The following is a 17,570-nucleotide window of genomic DNA, read 5'->3' as shown; positions in this document are numbered from 1 at the left end:
GCCCAGCACGGCCTTGTGCCGCACCTCCGCAGCCACCCTGCCTCGCCCAGAGCGCAGCCATTCGCGAGCCAACCAACATGCGTAAGTCACTGCTGCGTATGACTTTTCGTCAACTGCAGGTATTCCGCGCAGTATGCGCCCAGCGCTCCTACAGCCGCGCGGCCGAGGAAATGGCCCTGACCCAGCCGGCGGTCAGCCTGCAGATTCGCCAGCTGGAAGAATTGCTCGGCCAGCCGCTGTTCGATTATGTCGGCAAGAAGCTCTACCTGACCGACGCTGCCGAAGCCTTGCAGCGGGCCAGCGCGGATATCTTCGGCCGCCTGGAGAGTCTCGATATGCAGCTGGGCGATCTACGCGGCTCGCTGCAGGGGCAGTTGAGCCTGGCGGTGGAATCCAGCGCCAAATACTTCGTTCCCCACCTGTTCGCCGCTTTTCGCCGCCAATACCCCGAAGTCAGCCTGCAGATGGTGGTCACCAATCATACCCAGGCACTCAGACGGCTAAGCGCCAACCGCGACGACCTGCTGATCATGTCCCAGGTGCCGACCGACCTGAATCTGGAGTTTCTGCCCTTTCTCAACAACCCTATCATCGCTGTGGCCCCAGCCGACCATCCGCTGTGCAGCCAGGGCGCGCTAACCCTGCACGACCTCAGCGCCTGGCCATTGCTGGTCCGCGAGGCCGGCTCCGGCACGCGCCAGGCCTGCGAGGCTTACTGCCATCAGAAGCGCGCACACTTCGCCCAGACCCTGGAAGTCGGCTCCATGGAAGGCCAGTGTGAAGGGGTGATCGCCGGCCTCGGCCTGGCCCTGCTGCCCCGTCACGCCGTGCGCCGCGAGCTGGACTGCGGCGTATTACGCGAACTGCCGGTGGCCGAGCTGCCGCTGCTGCACAGCTGGTGCCTGGTACACCCGCGGAGCAAATACCTGTCGCCGGTGGCCCAGGCGTTTTTCGCCTTTGTGCGCGATCAACGCAGCCAGATCAACGCCCTGGCTGAGCGCTTCGCCGCCCCACGGTCTGAGCAGCCGTCAGGTAGTTAGCCGCGATCAGTTCGGGGAAGTCGGACAGTTGCTGCTGCAATTGCCGCTGCTCGGCATAGCTTTCGATGGCGCGACGGTATTCCATGCGGCGCTGGTCAATCACCTTGCGCCGGGCACGGGCCTCACTGTTGGCGTGATTCTGGGCTTTATCCAAGTAAGCAGACATAGGGTGCAACTCCCAAGCTGAATAACGGGAGTCACAGCATCGGCCAGGGATATGACGCTTTGCGGGCAAGACGATGAAGGTGTGGTGACCCCGACGAACGGTGCCATAAACCTGTGCGCGTAACCTGGATAAGCCTTGGCGCAATCCGGGGCCAGGCTTCCCGGATTACGCTGCGCTTATTCGGGCTACAAGAGTCGGGTTGAGTGGATGACGTCATTTGCATCCACCGCAGTCGGTAGGGTGGACATGGCGCAGCCTTGTCCACCGCTCACCAGAGGCAGGTTTTCAGTCTTCGACGTTCTTATGCGCCTTGGGCGACAAGCGCAGGCTGCGCAGACTGCGCTTGACGCTCTTGAGGTGGTTGACCAGGCCCGGGCCGCGGGCCATGGCCACGCCCATGGCGAGCACGTCGATCACCACCAGGTGGGCGATACGCGAGGTCAGCGGGGTGTAGATCTCGGTGTCTTCCTGCACATCGATGGCCAGGTTGACCGTGGCCAAGTCGGCCAGCGGCGTCTGGCTCGGGCACAGGGTGATCAGCGTCGCGCCGGCTTCACGCACCAGGTTGGCGGTGATCAGCAGATCCTTGGAACGCCCGGACTGGGAGATGCAGATGGCCACGTCGCTGGGCTTCAAGGTCACCGCGCTCATCGCCTGCATATGCGGGTCGGAATAGGCCGCGGCGGTCAGCAGCAGGCGGAAGAACTTGTGCTGAGCATCCGCCGCCACCGCGCCGGAGGCACCGAAACCGTAGAACTCCACGCGCTGGGCATTGGCGATGGCGGCGATGGCACGCTGCAGGGCCTGGGTGTCGAGTTTCTCGCGCACCTCGATCAGGGTATGCAGGGTGGTGTCGAAAATCTTCAGGCTGAAGTCGGCCACCGAATCGTCTTCATGGATCGCGAACTGGCCGAAGCTGGCACCAGCGGCCAGGCTCTGCGCCAGCTTCAGCTTGAGGTCCTGAAAGCCAGTGCAGCCAATGGCCCGGCAGAAACGCACGATGGTCGGCTCGCTGATACCGACGCTGTGGGCCAGCTCGGCCATGGAGCTGTGCATCACCGAAGCCGGGTCGAGCAGAACGTGGTCGGCCACCTTGAGTTCGGATTTACGTAACAGATGACGCGACTGGGCAATGTGCTGCAACAGGTTCACAGAAATAGGCTCGATTTTGGCTAGCGAATCCATCAAGCACGCCTCATGGGAGTCATGACTCAGTTATGATCGGCGCACGACGGGTTGTAGTGGCCTTGTAGTTATACTACATGGGCACCGCCCCCGCACTTATAAACCGAGTCGGAGTTCCCACCTTGAGCATTCCCTGCGACATGCTGGTGTTCGGCGGCACCGGCGACCTGGCACTGCATAAACTGCTGCCAGCGCTCTACCACCTGCATCGCGCCCGCCGCCTGCATGGCGACACGCGCATTCTCGCCCTGGCCCGCAGCCAGCACAGCCGCGAAGCCTATCAGGCCCTGGCCGAACGTCATTGCCGGGCCCAGGTGGCCCGCGCCGACTTCGACAACGACACCTGGGCCAGCTTCGCCGCCCGCCTCGACTACTTCGCCATGGACGCCAGCCAGAGCGCCGATTTCGGTCGCCTCGGCAAGCGCCTGGGTAGCGACCCCGAGCGACTGCGCATCTACTACCTGGCCACCGCCCCGGACCTGTTCGAGGACATCGCCACCCACCTGCAAGTGGCCAACCTGGCCGGGCCCAAGACCCGCATCGTGCTGGAAAAACCCATCGGCCACTCGCTGGAATCGGCCCAGGCGATCAACGCCGCCATCGGCGCGGTATTCGACGAATCGCGGGTGTTCCGCATCGACCACTACCTGGGCAAGGAAACCGTGCAGAACCTTATGGCCCTGCGCTTCGCCAATGCCCTGTTCGAGCCGATCTGGCGCGCCGGGCATATCGACCACGTGCAGATCAGCGTGTGCGAAACCCTCGGCGTGGAAAACCGCGGCGCGTACTACGACAACGCCGGGGCCATGCGCGACATGATCCAGAACCACCTGCTGCAGCTGCTCTGCCTGGTGGCCATGGAAGCCCCGGTGCGCTTCGACGCCGAGGCGGTGCGCAACGAGAAGGTGAAGATCCTCGAAGCACTCAAACCCATCTCCGGCCTGGATGTGCGCGACAAGACCGTACGCGGCCAGTACACCGCCGGCAAAATCGGCGGCCAGGAAGTGCCCGCCTACTACTTCGAGAAGAACGTCGACAACGACAGCGACACCGAAACCTTTGTCGCCGTGCAGGCCGAAATCGACAACTGGCGCTGGGCCGGCGTGCCCTTCTACCTGCGCACCGGCAAGCGCCTGGGGCACAAGAGTTCGGAAATCCTCATCCAGTTCAAGCCGGTGCCGCACCAGCTGTTCGGCGAAGGCGAAGCCAATCGCCTGCTGATCCGCCTGCAACCGGAAGAACGCATCAGCCTGCAACTGATGGGCAAGAGCCCGGGCAAGGGCATGCACCTGCAACCGGTGGAACTCGACCTCAACCTGGCCGACGCCTTCAACAAACAGCGCCGCTGGGACGCCTACGAACGCCTGCTGCTGGACGTGATAGAAGGTGACTCAACGCTGTTTATGCGCCGCGACGAAGTGGAAGCCGCCTGGGCCTGGATCGACCCGATCATCAAAGGCTGGCACCAGCACCACCAGAGCCCGCGCCCCTACCCGGCCGGCAGCAATGGCCCGGAACAACTACAAAACCTGCTGGAACGCCACGGCCGTCAGTGGATGGAATAACACTTCGGCTCGGCTATTCCGTAGGGTGCGCCGCGCGCACCGAAGATACCGCCGGCTCTGTGGCCCAGCGCCCTAACCGAGCTGCGCCTCAAACGACTGCAACACCGCCTCCGGCAACTGCTTGCGCAGGCCCTCGCCGCTGATCAACAACAACATCGGCAACAGCTTGCGCAGCGTCGTGGGCTGCAGGCCGGCACAGACATCCGCCTGCCTTGCCAACGACATCCCCCCGAGCACCTGAGCCGCCACCGGCAGATTGCGATCGGCCGCCGCCGCTTCGGCAAGCTTGCACAGATAACCAGTGGAGAAGCTGCGCAGACTCTCGCTAATCAGCGGCATATCGACGATATGTCGGGCGATCTGCAACACATGATCCACATCGTGAATACCAAAAATCAGCACCTTGATCTGCTTGGGTGACAGGCACTCGGCATAACAGGCCGCCGTGGCAAAGGCCCCGTCAACACAGAGCTGACGCGCCACCTCCAGATGCAGGGTGTCGGGCAGGCTGAAGTACGTCTCCAGCACCAGCTGCGGATCGAGGTGAGTAACCACCTTGGCGACAAAGGGCACCGGTAAGCCCTGGATCAGCTCGCGCAACTGCTCTGCCGGCAGATGGGGGGCCAATAACGCGGCCCTCTCGGGCCCCAACTGCTGCACCAGGCTCAGCTTTACCGCCAGCGGAGCTATGCCCTGGGACGCCAACAATATACGCAGGCCGACACTCAGGTTCGCGGGTTTAGGCATACGCACCTCCTTCACTCCATAAAGGCCGTCAGGATTGCCCCAATAACCGAGCAAGGCAGCCATCTTTGATTGGGTACACCCGGCCCCGAAAAGCCAGCACTGATACCGAAGTGCAAGGTGGGTAAACAGATGGGAATGGAAGAAACGCCAGCGCCGAAATGTGGGTGAATGGACAGCCTCAGCCCGAATGAACTAGCTTTGGCCCAAGCCTGCCAGTATTACGCCAGCAGCCCGGGCTTGCCGCCCCCTGTCGCGTTTCATTTCAGGTGCTGTCGCTTTTGCCGCAACCACCTTTAAGAAAGACAAGGGCTTAGCTGACGACAAGGAAGGTTATGCGACACGTATTGCGACAGGTGTGTCGCCTAATTAATAGTTATATTTTTGGAGATCGCAATGCTGGACGGTTTGGGTAAATTCTTGAATTCCTTGATAGGAGCCCTTCCGGCCCTCTACGAAAAGTATAGGGAAGGCCAGCATGACGAAAGAATAGTGGAGTTGTTTGAAAGCCACTTCATCCTTGGGAATTTGGTGGAAACTGCCGATGAACTATTAAGCCTTGCTCGCAACAGAGAGATCATTGAGTTTTCAAAGCTGTCTGAGAAAGAGCTCGAAGAACATTATGCTATCGTTCAAAGCAATATCACGATACAGCTCCAGCGATTACAAAGGCTTGGAGACATCTTTCTTCAAAATCCAACGATTGATCTCCTCGACCTCAGCATCCGAAAGAATTTGAAGTCATCGATTGGCGACAAAAAGAATGGACTTTTTACCCTTGGTGCAGGTTTGTTTTTCAATCGAATTTTTGGAACGGGGTCAGCGGTTCCGGAGGTCGAAACAGACAGGCAGCGCATGGAGAGAGCAGTCGATGAAAAATACCGCTTTATTTCTGATCTTACCGAGTCGGAAAAAATATCAGTGAAAGATCAGAGAATCATTGTTTCTGACCTGAGAGAACTCAGAAGTAGATACAGAGACATCCTGAATGAAGTAACAGAGCCAAAGCACAAAACCTTATTGGCATCGCGGGCACAGCAACTTGCTGCTAAATATAGTGTAAGGCGGTAGCAAATATAACAAGTCGCTGTAGTACGCGGCCTATGGGTGCCGCTAATATAAGCGTTATGGCCAATATAATATCAGAGCCCCAGGAATAAAGGGGCCGGAGTGAATAAAAACACCCACTTTAGTTCTGCCATGCACCTATTCAACAACTTAAAAACCAAGTAGGCAAATATGAATCGCCGTAAAAAAATAAAGCAACTACTAGAGGCCCACGCCAAAAAGGCTAGTTCTAAATTAGCACCAAAAAACAAGTCTAAATACATTAGTAAAGCTGACCGATTGAAACTAGCTGCTGAGCAGACGCAAGACCCTAGCATAATGGGGGCGGAGTGAATAAAAAGGAAACACTCCGGCCTTTATGAAAGCCCGCTCCTTAACCAAACGTTAGAGACAATTCTCGTGCACAACCCGTTCAAAACCCCAGAGTATGAAGACAGAAGAACTTCCGCGAGCGGACCATACATCAACGTTCTTTTTCTTTTACTGGCTATCGTAACTGCTTACATACTCACAAAAGATTTTTACCACATACTCTCGGTTCACAGTGGGTCTCTAGAAAAAGCTGCAAGAATTTCAATATATCATCACATTTATCTAAAAGCCGCCGCGTACGAAATTGCTTATTTTAGAGCCGCCTCGACCATCGCCATGCTGATGTTCATATTTTTCGCAATCCGAAACAATCTAGCGTTCCCGAGACATTACTACTTCATACTCACTTATGGATTAACGCAGCTAACATATCAAATATTTGCAATATCAACTGTAATAGAAATACTTTTACAAATTAGTGGCAGAAGCATATTCGACACGGACTTCTGGCTTCACACATCAATGATATCGCCTATAGCTACAGCCTTATCAGGCTTCCTATTAGTTATCACTCCACCTGTTACCTTCCTAGCCTTATGTATCGCCATAAGAGCAAGAGTAAAAACAGATTAAAAAATTGACTAATATTCATCCCCCCAACAAACAAAAAGGGGAAAGGGGATGGATTTATTTCAAGCCGCACCACCAACAAATAAACTTGTCTGCTTTTTTATAACTAACCAAATATTAGACACCACAGGAAGTTATGCGACATTCCACCAGCATAGCAATCATAGTCGCAATCTCGACAATTCATTACTCAGCCATGGGTTATTTGGGTTATGACCCGGCGCCTGAGTACGAAAATTTAATGTCCTGGTCTTTCGCGCTCATGGTCGCATTGTGGTGCTTGGATGATGCAAAGAAATACAATTTTCATCGCCCTTATGAGTTCGGTGCTTTTATTTTTTTCCTCTGGCCCATCGTACTACCGGCGTATCTCATTCACACGCGAGGCTGGCGAGGCGCACTCACATTTTTGGCTTTCCTATTTATAGCGCTATTGCCTTACCTTTCCGGCTGGGCTTCTTACTACGCAAGTCCTGCTTACAGCGCGTATCGTGTTTAATCATATAGCTCAAGTCGCTCTCTCCGCTCAATCGGGGCGAGCTAAAGCTCGCCAATAGCCAACCGTCATGAACCGTCGATAACCGGAGTAATCTTATGCACACTGGAAGCTGTCTTTGTGGTGGTATCCGATTTGAAATACACCAAGAAATTGGACCGGTTCAAATTTGCCACTGCATTCAATGCAGAAAGGCTCAGGGCAGTGCGTTTGTAACGAATACACCAGTTCAGGAGGAGAATCTCAGATTTATCTCCGGCAAGGATTTGCTTGGAGCCTTTGAGTCATCGCCTGGCAATCAAAGGTGCTTTTGTAAGAACTGTGGCTCTCCGATTTATAGTAAAACTGAAAAACTGCCTGGCGTGGTGCGCATCAGGGTTGGTACGCTAGATAATGATGTAAATACAGAACCACACGCTCATTTTTATGTTGCACACAAAGCAAACTGGTTTCAAATTACGGATAACTTACCTCAATTCCTAGAGGGTTATGTGCCACAAGGCACAAATTTATAATAACCGCACAGAAAAGAAACAAGTAACCTGCTCTCTTTTCCATTTAAACAAGACTTAGGTGCTAGGTGTAAATTTGAAAATTATATATTTTGTAGTTTTTTCATTTCAGCAGCAGCCTTTGCCTCCCAGGAGAGTGATGACCCATGCCATGCCCAAGGAGGTGGAGTTACAGCAGGATATTCGTGTGTGGCACAGAAAAACAGGCTTGCTGATGACCAGTTGAACGCTGAATATAAAAAAGCCATAAAAAGAACTACAGAAGAAGAAACCGCACTACGAAAAACATGGCCAAGCACTGAATTAGTTAGTTTGCTTCGCTCAGCACAAAGAACTTGGCTAAAGTTCAGAGATGCCGAATGTGAGTTCATAGGGATATCGTCTACCCCTTCACCTTGGCAGGGCGTCCAAGTAGAAGAGTGCAAACTCAGAATGACCATTGAGCGTACAGAATATTTTAAAGGTGTTCACTCAGGTTAAAAGGCTAATAGGGGCCACAGCTTTTCTGTTCTGCTTGATGACTCAAGCGATACCGCTGTCTACCCCCTATTCCTCATCAGATACTGGACGACGCGCAGTCCTTGTAGGATAAATAGAGTCATGAAAAATGTGCTGTTTATCTGTAGCCGCAATCAGTGGCGAAGCCCCACAGCTGAAACAGTCTGGCGTAAACACCCAGATATCAGTGTTCGATCTGCGGGTACAAACCCAAGTGCTCGAAGGACAGTCAGTGCGGTGGACATCCACTGGGCTGATGTCATTGTTGTTATGGAGCAGAAGCATAAGAACAGGTTAGTAGCAGAATTTACTCGTCTTCTAGAGCACAAGCCTATTTATGTGCTGGATATCCCTGATGAGTACAAATATATGGATCCTGAGCTCGTAGAAATGCTGGAGGAGTCTGTGAGTAGTTATCTTGGCCTTTAGCGTTCAGATCTCTAACCAGTGGTATTTAAATCGTTCGCTTCGCTTACTGGGGCGAGCTAAAGCCGCCCCTTAACTTTAGAGTTTATTCGCTTATGCACATACCAGCCCTTATCATCATTGATATGCAGCGTGGCATGCTTGAACCTTCGGCAGGTGCTCGCAACAACCCGCAAGCAGAACAAGCAATCGCTACAATGCTGAAAGCTTGGCGAGAGGCGAAAGCCCCTATTGTTCATGTGCGTCATATTTCAAGAACACCCGGTTCTTCATTCTGGCCAGGCCAACCGGGTGTTGAGTTCCAAGAAGAACTACAGCCATTAACTACAGAGCATGTCGTTGAAAAGAACGTTCCGGACGCATTTATTAACTCCGGACTTGAGCGCTGGCTTCGAGTCAGGGGCCTCGAAGCTATCGCAATCGTAGGTGTCAGCACTAATAACTCTGTCGAAGCGACAGCTCGCACAGCCGGCAATCTTGGTTTTGAAACCTATGTAGCCGCTGATGCAACATTTGCCTTCGCAAAGGCCGACTTCAACGGTGTTATGCGCAGCGCCGAAGACGTACATGCGATGGCATTAGCCAACCTTCATGGAGAGTACGCCACAGTGGTTACAACCACTGAACTGCTAAATGCCCTCTAACAAATCGAGCTTGATCTCTCCCACGCAAGCAGTGGGGCATAGCCTTTTCAACCCTGCCCCGCCCCTGCACCCCGCCAGAAGTACAGCCCCACCAGGCCGGCCAGTAGCAGTTGCACGCTGGCCTGCAGGGTAAAGTCGGCCCCTTTATGCTCGGGGCGGCACTGGCGCATCATCACGGCAAGCAGGGCTTCGGCGGCTTGTGCCACGTCAAAAGTGATACTAAAGTAGCACTTTCGTCTAATTCGGGGTGCTCCCATGAAAGTTGAGCTGGTTACCAATCTCAAGCGCCAAGCCACGAAAATCCTGGCAGACCTGCATGTTTCAAAGGAGCCGGTGCTGATCACCGAGCATGGTCAGCCATCGGCGTATCTCGTCGATGTGCAGGACTACGAATTTATGCAGCGCCGACTGGCCCTGCTTGAGGGACTCTCGCGTGGCGAGCGCGCTGTACTTGAAGGGAGGACGTACAGCCAAGGTGAGGCCAAGGAGAAAATGAGCAAATGGCTGAAGTAGTCTGGACGGAGCCGGCCCTCCAAGAACTGGATGCCCTCGCTGAGTACATCGCCCTGGATAACCCCGCAGCAGCACGTCAGTTGGTCAGCACTGTTTTCGAAAAAACCAAGCGCCTGGAAGATTTCCCTCAATCCGGGCGGACGCCTCCCGAGCTTCCCAACTCCGTTTATAGGGAGCTAGTGGCACCACCCTGCCGGATTTTTTATCGTGAAGATGGCCAGCGGGTTTTCATTCTCTATGTCATGAGAGAAGAACGGCTGCTCCGTGCTTTGATGCTTGGGAATATGGACTCGCCCCACAAGCCGTGAGGAACCGCTTGGTCAATCCTACCGTCAACACGGTTGCGCCCAGCCAATAGCTTCCACCCCCCCGCCCTCACCCGGCAAAAACCCAGCTCTACCCCGCCCTTACACCCCGCCAGAAGTACAGCCCCACCAGCGGCAGCGCCAGCAAGCCCAGAACCCCAGCGCTGATAAATAGCGCCTGATAGCCCAGCTGTTCGGCCAGCCAGCCGCTGCTGGCTCCCACCAGGCCGGCCAGCAGCAGTTGCACGCTGGCCTGCAGGGTAAAGTCGGCCCCTTCATGCTCGGGGCGACACTGGCGCATCATCACGGCGAACAGGGCCACGGTGGACATGCCGTCGGCGGCCTGTTCGAACAGGGCCACGGCGTAGACCAGGCCTGGCTGCCCGCCGGCCCCGACCAACCAGGCCATGGCGGCGATACCCGCCGCCTGCAGCAGGCCGAACAGCAGCAGCGCGCGCAGGGCCCCGATGCGCGCATAGAGCAGGCCCCCGAGCAGTGCGCCGGCAATGCCGACCAGGCTGCTGATCAGGGTCAGCTGGCCCAGGTCGGCGTTGCTCCAGCCCTGGTCGACCAGCATCGGTTTGATCATCGGCGAACCCAGGGCGTCGCCCAGCTTGAAGCTGAGCAGCACCGCCAGCCATAGCAGCATCCCCGGCTGCAGCAGCAGGCCGCGGTAATGCCGCAGCAGCAGGCCGGGCCCGGCGGGTTCGGCCAAAGCTGGCTGGAACGGTAGCTGGCGGTTTTCCGCGAAGCGCCAGATCGGGACCGTCATCAACACCAGCAGCGCGGCTACCAGGCCCAGGCTGAGGTGCCAGCCGAGCCAGTCCATAGCCAACAACAAGCCGCTGCCGCTGACCAACATCCCGACCTTGTAGCCACCCACCTGCAGGCTGTTGCCCAGGCCGCGCCAGCGCTCCGGCAGCAGGCGCACGGTGAGGCCGTCGGTGGCGATATCCTGGGTGGCGGCGGCCAGGTTGACCAGCAGCAACAGGCCAATCAGCAAGAGGAAGTGACTGTCGAACAGCCGCGCGGGGTTCATCAGCGCCAGGGTCGTGATAATCGTGACACTGGCCAGTTGCAGCGGCAGTATCCAACCGCGGTGATGGCCCAGACGCCTCGATGCCAGGCGGTCGACCCAGGGAGCCCAGAGCACCTTGAGCAACCAGGGCAACGCCAGCAGCTTGAGCAGGCCGATCAGTGCCAGATCGACGCCGTGCTGGCGCAGCAGCACCGGCAGCGCATGCGCCAGCAAACCGGAGGGCAGGCCCTGGGCGCAATACAGCGAGGCCAGCAGGATCAGGGTGGCATTGGCCGGGCGGCGATCAGGCGGCAACATCTGGATATCTCGCGGCGAATAGGCCGCGACAGTAGCCGCAAGCGCGCCGGGGCGACAAGCCCCGGTGCGGGGCAAATGCAGACGGTACCGACCCAACGGGCAGGCACCGTGCGAGAGAGGCGGGTTACCCCGCAGCGAGGGAATCCAGCGACTGCTGGCTTATTTCAATGAACGCAGGAAGCTGATCAGGTAATCCTGTTCGGCTGGATCGCTAATGGCGACGTGACGCATGCGGGTGCCCGGAACCAACACCTCGTTGTCGGCAATCCACTTGCGCAGGTTGTCTTCGGTCCAGGTAATCCCCGAGGCCTGCATGGCGTTGGAATAGGCAAACCGCGGCACAGAAGCCGCCGGGCGACCGACCACACCGAACAGGCTGGGGCCGAAGGCGTTCTCGCTGGTATCCAACGAGTGGCATGCCGTGCAGTGGTGCGCAAACAACTGACGGCCAGCCGCTTCCATCCCGCCCTCTACCGCCCGGACGAACGGAGCCGCAGCCAGTGCTGTGCAAAACAACGCTAATGATGATGACAGTCGTATTTTCATACTGTGATTCCCTCTCTGATGACTAGGCAAAGACAGTATATTTTGTAGGTCTTTTGTTCGGCTCTTGTACAAAAGCTGCAATTGCATGGCACCAAAGTACTTTTCTGCAGGGCGCGGGGAGCGGCGCGCAGGCGCGTCGAAGCGATTGCCCGAAGGGCGGCAGGCAAGGGGGGATTCGCGGGGGTTGCGCGTCAGCTACAGGAGCCAGCAGGCTGGCTCCCCGATCGCCTCAGCGCCCGCCGTCTATAGCTGACGGGCCTGCTCACGCAGCAACTGGGCGAATTGCTCGGCGGGCACCGGCTTGCTGATCAGGTAGCCCTGGATCTCGTCGCAGCGCTGGCTCTTGAGGAAGTCCATCTGGCTCTGGGTTTCCACGCCCTCGGCCACCACCTTGAGTTCCAGGCTGTGGGCCATGGCGATGATCGCCCGGGTGATGGCGGCGTCTTCGCTGCCCGGGGTGAGGTCGCGGATAAAGGTCTGGTCGATCTTTACGTAGTCCACCGGGAAGCGCTTGAGGTAGCTCAGCGAGGAATAGCCGGTGCCGAAGTCATCGATGGCCAGCTTGACCCCCATCTCGCGCAATTGGCGGAAGGTGGCGATAACGTTTTCGACGTTATCCAGCAGTTGGCTTTCGGTCAGCTCAAGTTCGAGGAATTGCGAGGCCAGGCCGGTCTCATCCAATACCTGACGCACCAGGCTGACCAGGTTGCCCTGACGCAGCTGATGCACCGAGAGGTTGACCGACACACGGATCTGCGCCAGCCCCTCCAGCTGCCAGGCGCGCACCTGCTGGCAGGCCTGGCGCAGGACGAATTCGCCGATGGCACCGATCTGCCCGGTTTCCTCGGCCAGGCCGATAAACTCGCCTGGCGGCACCAGCCCCATTTCGGGGTGACGCCAGCGCACCAGGGCCTCGGCGGCATTCAGGCTGTCGTCGGCCAGGCATAGCTTGGGCTGGTAGAACACTTCCAGCTGGCCTTCCTCGATAGCCTTGCGCAGCTGGTTTTCCAGTTGCAGGCGCTCCAGGGTGCAGGCCTGCAGGTTGTCGGTGAAAAACTGGAAGGTGTTGCCGCCCAGGTGCTTGGCATGCTGCATGGCCATATTGGCCTGGCTGACCAGGGCGGAAATCTCCCGGGCGTTGTCCGGCAGCAGGCTGATGCCCAGGGAGGCGCTGACCACCAGTTCGTGGCCACCGACGGTCATCGGCATGCGCAGCTTGCTCAATAAACGGCTGGCCAGCCGTGCCAGGCTGGAGAGGCTGCCGTAGGAGTCGAGCAGCACGGCGAATTCGTCGCCGGACAGGCGCGCAATGGTGTCGGCCTCGGACACGGTCTGGGTCAGACGGCGGCTGATCTGGCGCAGCAGCTGGTCGGCCACTTCATGGCCGAGGCTGTCGTTAAGCAGCTTGAAGCGGTCCAGGTCGATATGCAGCAGGGCGATGCTGCGTCCGCCCTGGCGCGCGCGCTGGCTGGCTTCGTGCAGGCGCGCGCGGAACAGGCTGCGGTTGGCCAGGCCGGTCAGTTCATCGTAGTGCGACAGGTAGCGCAGGCGCTCCTCGGCCTCGCGCCGCGACGACAGGTCGGCGAAGAAGCCGACGATATGGCTGGCCTGGCCGCGGGAGTCGCGCACCACATTGAGCTGCAACCACTGCGGGTACAGCTCGCCGTTCTTGCGCGTCTCGATCAGCTCGCCCTGCCAGCTGCCACGGCTTTCCAGCTCCAGGCGGATCAGCTGGTACTGGCGGCGGCTCTCGCGGCTGCTGATCAGCACGGCCACGTTGCGTCCCAGCACGTCCTCGCGGCGGTAACCGGTAACCTGGGTAAAGGCCTGGTTGACCGCCAGCAGGCGGTAATCCGGGTCGAGGATGACAATGCCTTCACTGGCCGCCTCGAACACCGTGGCGGACAGCCGTTGCTGTTCTTCCTGCAGCTTGCGCGCGCTGATATCGCGGCGGGTGCCGAGCATGCGCAGCACCCGGCCGGCGGCATCGCGTTCCACCGCGCGGCCACGGTCCTCGATCCACACCCAGCGCCCTTCGGCGTGCTTGATGCGGTATTCCACCTGGTAGCCGTCGCTGCGGCCCTTCATATGTTCGACCAGGGCGCGGCGCAGCGCCGGCAGATCGTCGGGGTGCAGGCGTGGCTTGAGGTCGCGCAGCATCACCTGCACCTCGCCCGGCTCCAGGCCGAAGATCTCCTTGAGCTGGGAGTGGTGCACCTCATCGCTTTGCAGGTTCCAGTCCCACAGGCCCAGTTCGCTGGCGTCGATGGCCAGGCTCAGGCGCGTCTGGCTCTTGCTCAGGGCGTGGGTGGCGGCATCCAGTTCCAGGGTGCGTTCGGCCACGCGCATTTCCAGCTCGTCATGGGCGGCACGCAGTTCGCGCTCGGCGCGGCGGCGCTGCTCCACTTCATGGGCCAGGTCGCTATTGAGGTTCTCGGCCTGCTGCTTGGCCTGTTCCAGGTTGCCGATCAGCGCCTGGTTCTGAAAACGCTGCAGCAGGCTGCGCTGCACCAGACGGTTGACCTGCCAGGCCACCACCAGCAGCGACACCAGCAGGATCAGGCCGAGCAAGCCCCAGCCGCGCTGCAGGCTGCTGCCGCTGAGCAACAGATAACCCACCGATGGCAACAGGCAGGGCAAGGCGAAGGAGAGAAAGGCCGACAGGCTGACCGCATAGGCCACGCTGGCGGAGAGGATGGCGGCGGCGATCAGGCCATAGACCAGAGCCTGCAGATAGAACACGTCGGCCGGCACCAGGAATACCGCAGCGAAGGCCAGGGTCAGCCCGGAAATCCCCGCGCCCAGTTGAAAGCGCCTGCGCCAGTGCGGCTCGGCCTGAGCGCTGGGCGGTGCCGCATCGAAGGCGCGCACCTGGACCAGACGCAACACCCCCAGCAGCACCAGCCACACCAGCCAGCCGCCGAGCAACTCGTGGGCCTGGGAGCTCCAGAGCAATACCGCACAGGCCACGCCGTTGAGCAGCATAAATAGCGTCGGCAACCGCGAGCCTTGATAGAGCAGGCGGGTGCGTTCGGCAGCTATATCGGTAGCAAATGCCTGGGCGACCTCACGAACGGGGGTCGGTTTCAGGTCATGTGCGCCGGCAAAAAAGATCGGTGCAGTCACAGGCGATATTCTTGTAATGGTTGCCCTAGTGTCGGCGGAGCATACGCGAGCTAGACACATCGCCCAAGGTGGAACTGGGCTAATTCGTCGCCCCGGCGCCCAACTTTTGATCAGTCCGGCGGGCGACCGCTCAGGCCCGACTGCGACCAACCGGTCGTCGCAAACAGCACAGCTCGGCAGTGCGGTTTGCCCTGCCTGACGCAGCCCCCTAGAATGCCGCGATGCAAAATGACCCCGAACTCCTGATTGCCTCGCTTAATGATGCCCAACGCCAGGCTGTAGCCGCGCGCGTGGGCCGCCAACTGGTGCTGGCCGGTGCTGGCTCCGGTAAAACCCGCGTGCTGGTGCACCGCATCGCCTGGTTGATCCAGATCGAGAATGCCTCGCCGCACAGCATTCTGTCGGTGACCTTTACCAACAAGGCCGCCGCCGAAATGCGCCACCGCATCGAGCAGATGCTCGGGCAGAGCCCGGCCGGCATGTGGGTCGGTACCTTCCACGGCCTGGCCCATCGCCTGTTGCGCGCGCACTGGCAGGAGGCCGGCCTGGCCGAGAACTTCCAGATTCTCGATTCCGACGACCAGCAGCGCATCGTCAAACGGGTGATCCGCGACCTCGGCCTGGATGAACAACGCTGGCCGCCTAAGCAGGCGCAGTGGTTTATCAACGGGCAGAAAGACGAAGGCCTGCGGCCGAAGAATATCCAGCCCGGCGGCGACCTGTTTCTCGCCACCATGCTGAAGATCTACGAAGCCTACGAGGCCGCCTGTGCCCGCGCCGGAGTGATCGACTTCTCCGAGCTGCTGCTGCGCGCCCTCGACTTGTGGCGTGACAAACCGGGCCTGCTGGAACACTACCAGCGGCGCTTCCGGCATATCCTGGTCGACGAGTTCCAGGACACCAACGCCGTGCAATACGCCTGGCTGCGCCTGCTCGCCAAGGGCGGCGACAGCCTGATGGTGGTGGGTGACGACGACCAGTCGATCTACGGCTGGCGTGGGGCGAAGATCGAGAATATCCAGCAGTTCTCCGATGACTTTGCCGATGCCGAAGTGATCCGCCTGGAGCAGAACTACCGCTCCACCGCCGGCATCCTCAAGGCCGCCAACGCACTGATCGCCAATAACCAGGGCCGTCTGGGCAAGGAACTGTGGACCGAAGACGGCGACGGTGAGCCGATCAACCTGTATTCGGCGTTCAACGAGCACGACGAAGCACGTTACGTGGTCGAGACGATCGAGGACGCCCTGCGCAAGGACGGCCTCAAACGCAGCGAAATCGCCATTCTCTACCGCTCCAACGCCCAGTCGCGGGTGCTTGAAGAAGCCCTGCTGCGCGAGAAGATTCCCTATCGCATCTATGGCGGCCAGCGCTTCTTCGAACGCGCCGAAATCAAGAACGCCATGGCCTACCTGCGCCTGCTCGACGGCCGCGGCAACGACGCAGCGCTGGAGCGGGTGATCAATGTGCCGGCGCGCGGCATCGGCGAGAAGAGCGTCGAGACCATCCGCGAATATGCCCGCGATCATGATGTGTCGATGTGGGAAGCGATTCGCCTGATGGTCGCCGCCAAGGCCCTGCCGGCTCGTGCTTCCGGTGCGCTGGCCGGGTTTATCGAACTGATCGAAAACCTCGCCGCCAAGGCGCTGAGCATGCCGCTGCACCTGATGACCCAGACCGTCATCGAGCAGAGCGGGCTGATCGCCTATCACAAGGCCGAGAAAGGCGAAAAAGCCCAGGCGCGCATCGAAAACCTGGAAGAGCTGGTTAGCGCCGCGCGCACCTTCGAGAACAACGAAGACGACGAACTCAGCCCGCTGCAGGCCTTCCTCAGCCACGCCTCGCTGGAAGCCGGCGACACCCAGGCCGCAGAAAACGAAGACAGCGTGCAGCTGATGACCCTCCACAGCGCCAAGGGCCTGGAGTTCCCCCAGGTGTTTCTGGTGGGCATGGAAGAAGGCCTGTTCCCGCACAAGATGAGCCTGGAAGAACCCGGCCGCCTGGAAGAGGAACGCCGCCTGGCCTACGTCGGCATCACCCGCGCCATGAGCAAGCTGGTGATCACCTACGCCGAAACGCGCCGCCTGTACGGCACAGAGACCTACAACAAGGTGTCGCGCTTTGTCCGCGAGATTCCGCCACAGCTGATCCAGGAAGTGCGCCTGTCCAATAGCGTCAGCCGGCCGTTTGGCGCGGTCAGCCGCAATATGGGCGGCAACAGCATGAGCGGCGACAGTATGTTCGCCGGCAGTGCCGTGCCGGATACCGGCTTCAATCTGGGCCAGCGCGTGCAGCATTCGCTGTTCGGCGAGGGCACCATCCTCAACTTCGAAGGCGCAGGCAGCCAGGCGCGGGTGCAGGTGAATTTCGAGAGCGAAGGCAGCAAGTGGCTGATGTTGAGCTATGCCAAGCTGCAGGCGCTTTAACTACAGGCCGTAGGAGCGGGCCATGCCCGCGA

18 protein-coding genes are annotated in these 17,570 nt (G+C 58.9%); 11 read left to right on the top strand and 7 right to left on the bottom strand.

Annotation, left to right across the window (positions count from 1 at the left end; all coding sequences use genetic code 11):
* The first annotated feature begins 77 nt into the window (after positions 1–77).
* On the top strand, positions 78–1,040 hold the full coding sequence (locus VMP31_RS06070; RefSeq protein WP_325505106.1) for a LysR family transcriptional regulator: 963 nt from the start codon (positions 78–80) through the stop codon (positions 1,038–1,040).
* Here VMP31_RS06070 and VMP31_RS06065 read toward each other — a convergent pair.
* Together VMP31_RS06065 and hexR are read right to left on the bottom strand one after the other, a co-directional pair.
* Positions 982–1,206, bottom strand: a complete 225-nt coding sequence (locus VMP31_RS06065) for a PA3496 family putative envelope integrity protein (protein WP_325505104.1) — start codon at positions 1,204–1,206, stop codon at positions 982–984. The genes VMP31_RS06070 and VMP31_RS06065 overlap by 59 nt on opposite strands.
* 285 nt (positions 1,207–1,491) lie before the next feature.
* Entirely contained in the window at positions 1,492–2,358 is an 867-nt protein-coding gene (hexR, locus tag VMP31_RS06060; protein ID WP_325506098.1) for a transcriptional regulator HexR, read from the bottom strand.
* A gap of 110 nt (positions 2,359–2,468) precedes the next feature.
* Between hexR and zwf the strand changes: the two genes are divergently transcribed.
* Positions 2,469–3,956 carry a glucose-6-phosphate dehydrogenase gene (gene zwf, locus VMP31_RS06055; RefSeq protein WP_325505102.1) on the top strand — a complete coding sequence of 496 codons (1,488 nt, stop codon included), beginning with the start codon at positions 2,469–2,471 and terminating at the stop codon, positions 3,954–3,956.
* A gap of 72 nt (positions 3,957–4,028) precedes the next feature.
* Here zwf and VMP31_RS06050 read toward each other — a convergent pair whose 3' ends face one another.
* Complete coding sequence (locus tag VMP31_RS06050; RefSeq protein WP_325505100.1) at positions 4,029–4,703, bottom strand: hypothetical protein; 675 nt, start codon at positions 4,701–4,703, stop codon at positions 4,029–4,031.
* Between the two features lie 393 nt (positions 4,704–5,096).
* On the opposite strand from VMP31_RS06050, the gene VMP31_RS06045 reads away from it, so the two are divergent.
* The 6 genes from VMP31_RS06045 to VMP31_RS06020 all read left to right on the top strand — a co-directional run bounded on the left by VMP31_RS06045 (position 5,097) and on the right by VMP31_RS06020 (position 9,286).
* Positions 5,097–5,771, top strand: coding sequence for a hypothetical protein (locus tag VMP31_RS06045; protein WP_325505098.1), 675 nt, complete (start codon positions 5,097–5,099; stop codon positions 5,769–5,771).
* A gap of 168 nt (positions 5,772–5,939) precedes the next feature.
* The gene (locus VMP31_RS06040) at positions 5,940–6,101 is read left to right on the top strand and encodes a DUF2986 domain-containing protein (protein ID WP_325505096.1); all 162 of its coding nucleotides are present in this window, start codon (positions 5,940–5,942) and stop codon (positions 6,099–6,101) included.
* 1,203 nt (positions 6,102–7,304) lie between these two features.
* Positions 7,305–7,721, top strand: a complete 417-nt coding sequence (locus VMP31_RS06035; protein WP_325505094.1) for a GFA family protein — start codon at positions 7,305–7,307, stop codon at positions 7,719–7,721.
* Between the two features lie 186 nt (positions 7,722–7,907).
* Positions 7,908–8,198: a lysozyme inhibitor LprI family protein gene (locus tag VMP31_RS06030; protein WP_325505092.1), complete on the top strand. Its 291-nt coding sequence runs from the start codon at positions 7,908–7,910 to the stop codon at positions 8,196–8,198.
* Positions 8,199–8,318: 120 nt separating this feature from the next.
* Complete coding sequence (locus VMP31_RS06025; RefSeq protein ID WP_325505090.1) at positions 8,319–8,645, top strand: phosphotyrosine protein phosphatase; 327 nt, start codon at positions 8,319–8,321, stop codon at positions 8,643–8,645.
* A 92-nt stretch (positions 8,646–8,737) separates the two neighbouring features.
* The gene (locus tag VMP31_RS06020) at positions 8,738–9,286 is read left to right on the top strand and encodes a cysteine hydrolase family protein (RefSeq protein ID WP_325505088.1); all 549 of its coding nucleotides are present in this window, start codon (positions 8,738–8,740) and stop codon (positions 9,284–9,286) included.
* A gap of 47 nt (positions 9,287–9,333) precedes the next feature.
* Here the strand turns inward: VMP31_RS06020 and VMP31_RS06015 are convergent, their stop codons facing one another.
* Positions 9,334–9,492, bottom strand: coding sequence for a hypothetical protein (locus VMP31_RS06015; protein ID WP_325505086.1), 159 nt, complete (start codon positions 9,490–9,492; stop codon positions 9,334–9,336).
* Between the two features lie 49 nt (positions 9,493–9,541).
* Here VMP31_RS06015 and VMP31_RS06010 point away from each other — a divergent pair, with 49 nt between their 5' ends.
* Both VMP31_RS06010 and VMP31_RS06005 read left to right on the top strand, forming a co-directional pair.
* A complete protein-coding gene (locus VMP31_RS06010; protein WP_325505084.1) occupies positions 9,542–9,799 on the top strand; it encodes a type II toxin-antitoxin system Phd/YefM family antitoxin in 258 nt (85 codons plus the stop codon).
* Positions 9,787–10,107, top strand: a complete 321-nt coding sequence (locus VMP31_RS06005) for a type II toxin-antitoxin system RelE/ParE family toxin (RefSeq protein WP_325505082.1) — start codon at positions 9,787–9,789, stop codon at positions 10,105–10,107. Before VMP31_RS06010 ends, VMP31_RS06005 begins: the two co-directional genes overlap by 13 nt.
* Positions 10,108–10,195: 88 nt before the next feature.
* On the opposite strand, the gene VMP31_RS06000 is transcribed toward VMP31_RS06005, so the two are convergent.
* From VMP31_RS06000 to VMP31_RS05990, 3 genes are all read right to left on the bottom strand, one after another.
* A complete protein-coding gene (locus VMP31_RS06000) occupies positions 10,196–11,440 on the bottom strand; it encodes an MFS transporter (protein WP_325505080.1) in 1,245 nt (414 codons plus the stop codon).
* A 159-nt stretch (positions 11,441–11,599) separates the two neighbouring features.
* Positions 11,600–11,902: a c-type cytochrome gene (locus VMP31_RS05995; protein ID WP_325505078.1), complete on the bottom strand. Its 303-nt coding sequence runs from the start codon at positions 11,900–11,902 to the stop codon at positions 11,600–11,602.
* A gap of 327 nt (positions 11,903–12,229) precedes the next feature.
* Positions 12,230–15,172 carry a putative bifunctional diguanylate cyclase/phosphodiesterase gene (locus VMP31_RS05990; protein ID WP_325505076.1) on the bottom strand — a complete coding sequence of 981 codons (2,943 nt, stop codon included), beginning with the start codon at positions 15,170–15,172 and terminating at the stop codon, positions 12,230–12,232.
* A 161-nt stretch (positions 15,173–15,333) separates the two neighbouring features.
* Between VMP31_RS05990 and uvrD the strand changes: the two genes are divergently transcribed.
* Positions 15,334–17,538: a DNA helicase II gene (gene uvrD / locus VMP31_RS05985; RefSeq protein WP_325505074.1), complete on the top strand. Its 2,205-nt coding sequence runs from the start codon at positions 15,334–15,336 to the stop codon at positions 17,536–17,538.
* Positions 17,539–17,570: the final 32 nt, after the last annotated feature.

The organism is Pseudomonas sp., from assembly GCF_035512415.1.
In the GTDB taxonomy this organism is placed as follows: domain Bacteria; phylum Pseudomonadota; class Gammaproteobacteria; order Pseudomonadales; family Pseudomonadaceae; genus Aquipseudomonas.
This window is presented reverse-complemented; position numbering and strand designations above follow the sequence as displayed.

What these genes read in the sequence shown, in the direction of transcription:
- VMP31_RS06070 (WP_325505106.1), top strand. Translation starts at nt 78, where the DNA reads ATGCGTAAGTCACTGCTGCGTATGACTTTTCGTCAACTGCAGGTATTC.
- VMP31_RS06065 (WP_325505104.1), bottom strand. Translation starts at nt 1,206, where the DNA reads ATGTCTGCTTACTTGGATAAAGCCCAGAATCACGCCAACAGTGAGGCC.
- zwf (WP_325505102.1), top strand. Translation starts at nt 2,469, where the DNA reads ATGGGCACCGCCCCCGCACTTATAAACCGAGTCGGAGTTCCCACCTTG.
- VMP31_RS06050 (WP_325505100.1), bottom strand. Translation starts at nt 4,703, where the DNA reads ATGCCTAAACCCGCGAACCTGAGTGTCGGCCTGCGTATATTGTTGGCG.
- VMP31_RS06045 (WP_325505098.1), top strand. Translation starts at nt 5,097, where the DNA reads ATGCTGGACGGTTTGGGTAAATTCTTGAATTCCTTGATAGGAGCCCTT.
- VMP31_RS06040 (WP_325505096.1), top strand. Translation starts at nt 5,940, where the DNA reads ATGAATCGCCGTAAAAAAATAAAGCAACTACTAGAGGCCCACGCCAAA.
- VMP31_RS06035 (WP_325505094.1), top strand. Translation starts at nt 7,305, where the DNA reads ATGCACACTGGAAGCTGTCTTTGTGGTGGTATCCGATTTGAAATACAC.
- VMP31_RS06025 (WP_325505090.1), top strand. Translation starts at nt 8,319, where the DNA reads ATGAAAAATGTGCTGTTTATCTGTAGCCGCAATCAGTGGCGAAGCCCC.
- VMP31_RS06020 (WP_325505088.1), top strand. Translation starts at nt 8,738, where the DNA reads ATGCACATACCAGCCCTTATCATCATTGATATGCAGCGTGGCATGCTT.
- VMP31_RS06010 (WP_325505084.1), top strand. Translation starts at nt 9,542, where the DNA reads ATGAAAGTTGAGCTGGTTACCAATCTCAAGCGCCAAGCCACGAAAATC.
- VMP31_RS06005 (WP_325505082.1), top strand. Translation starts at nt 9,787, where the DNA reads ATGGCTGAAGTAGTCTGGACGGAGCCGGCCCTCCAAGAACTGGATGCC.
- VMP31_RS06000 (WP_325505080.1), bottom strand. Translation starts at nt 11,440, where the DNA reads ATGTTGCCGCCTGATCGCCGCCCGGCCAATGCCACCCTGATCCTGCTG.
- VMP31_RS05995 (WP_325505078.1), bottom strand. Translation starts at nt 11,902, where the DNA reads ATGGAAGCGGCTGGCCGTCAGTTGTTTGCGCACCACTGCACGGCATGC.
- VMP31_RS05990 (WP_325505076.1), bottom strand. Translation starts at nt 15,172, where the DNA reads ATGTGTCTAGCTCGCGTATGCTCCGCCGACACTAGGGCAACCATTACA.
- uvrD (WP_325505074.1), top strand. Translation starts at nt 15,334, where the DNA reads ATGCAAAATGACCCCGAACTCCTGATTGCCTCGCTTAATGATGCCCAA.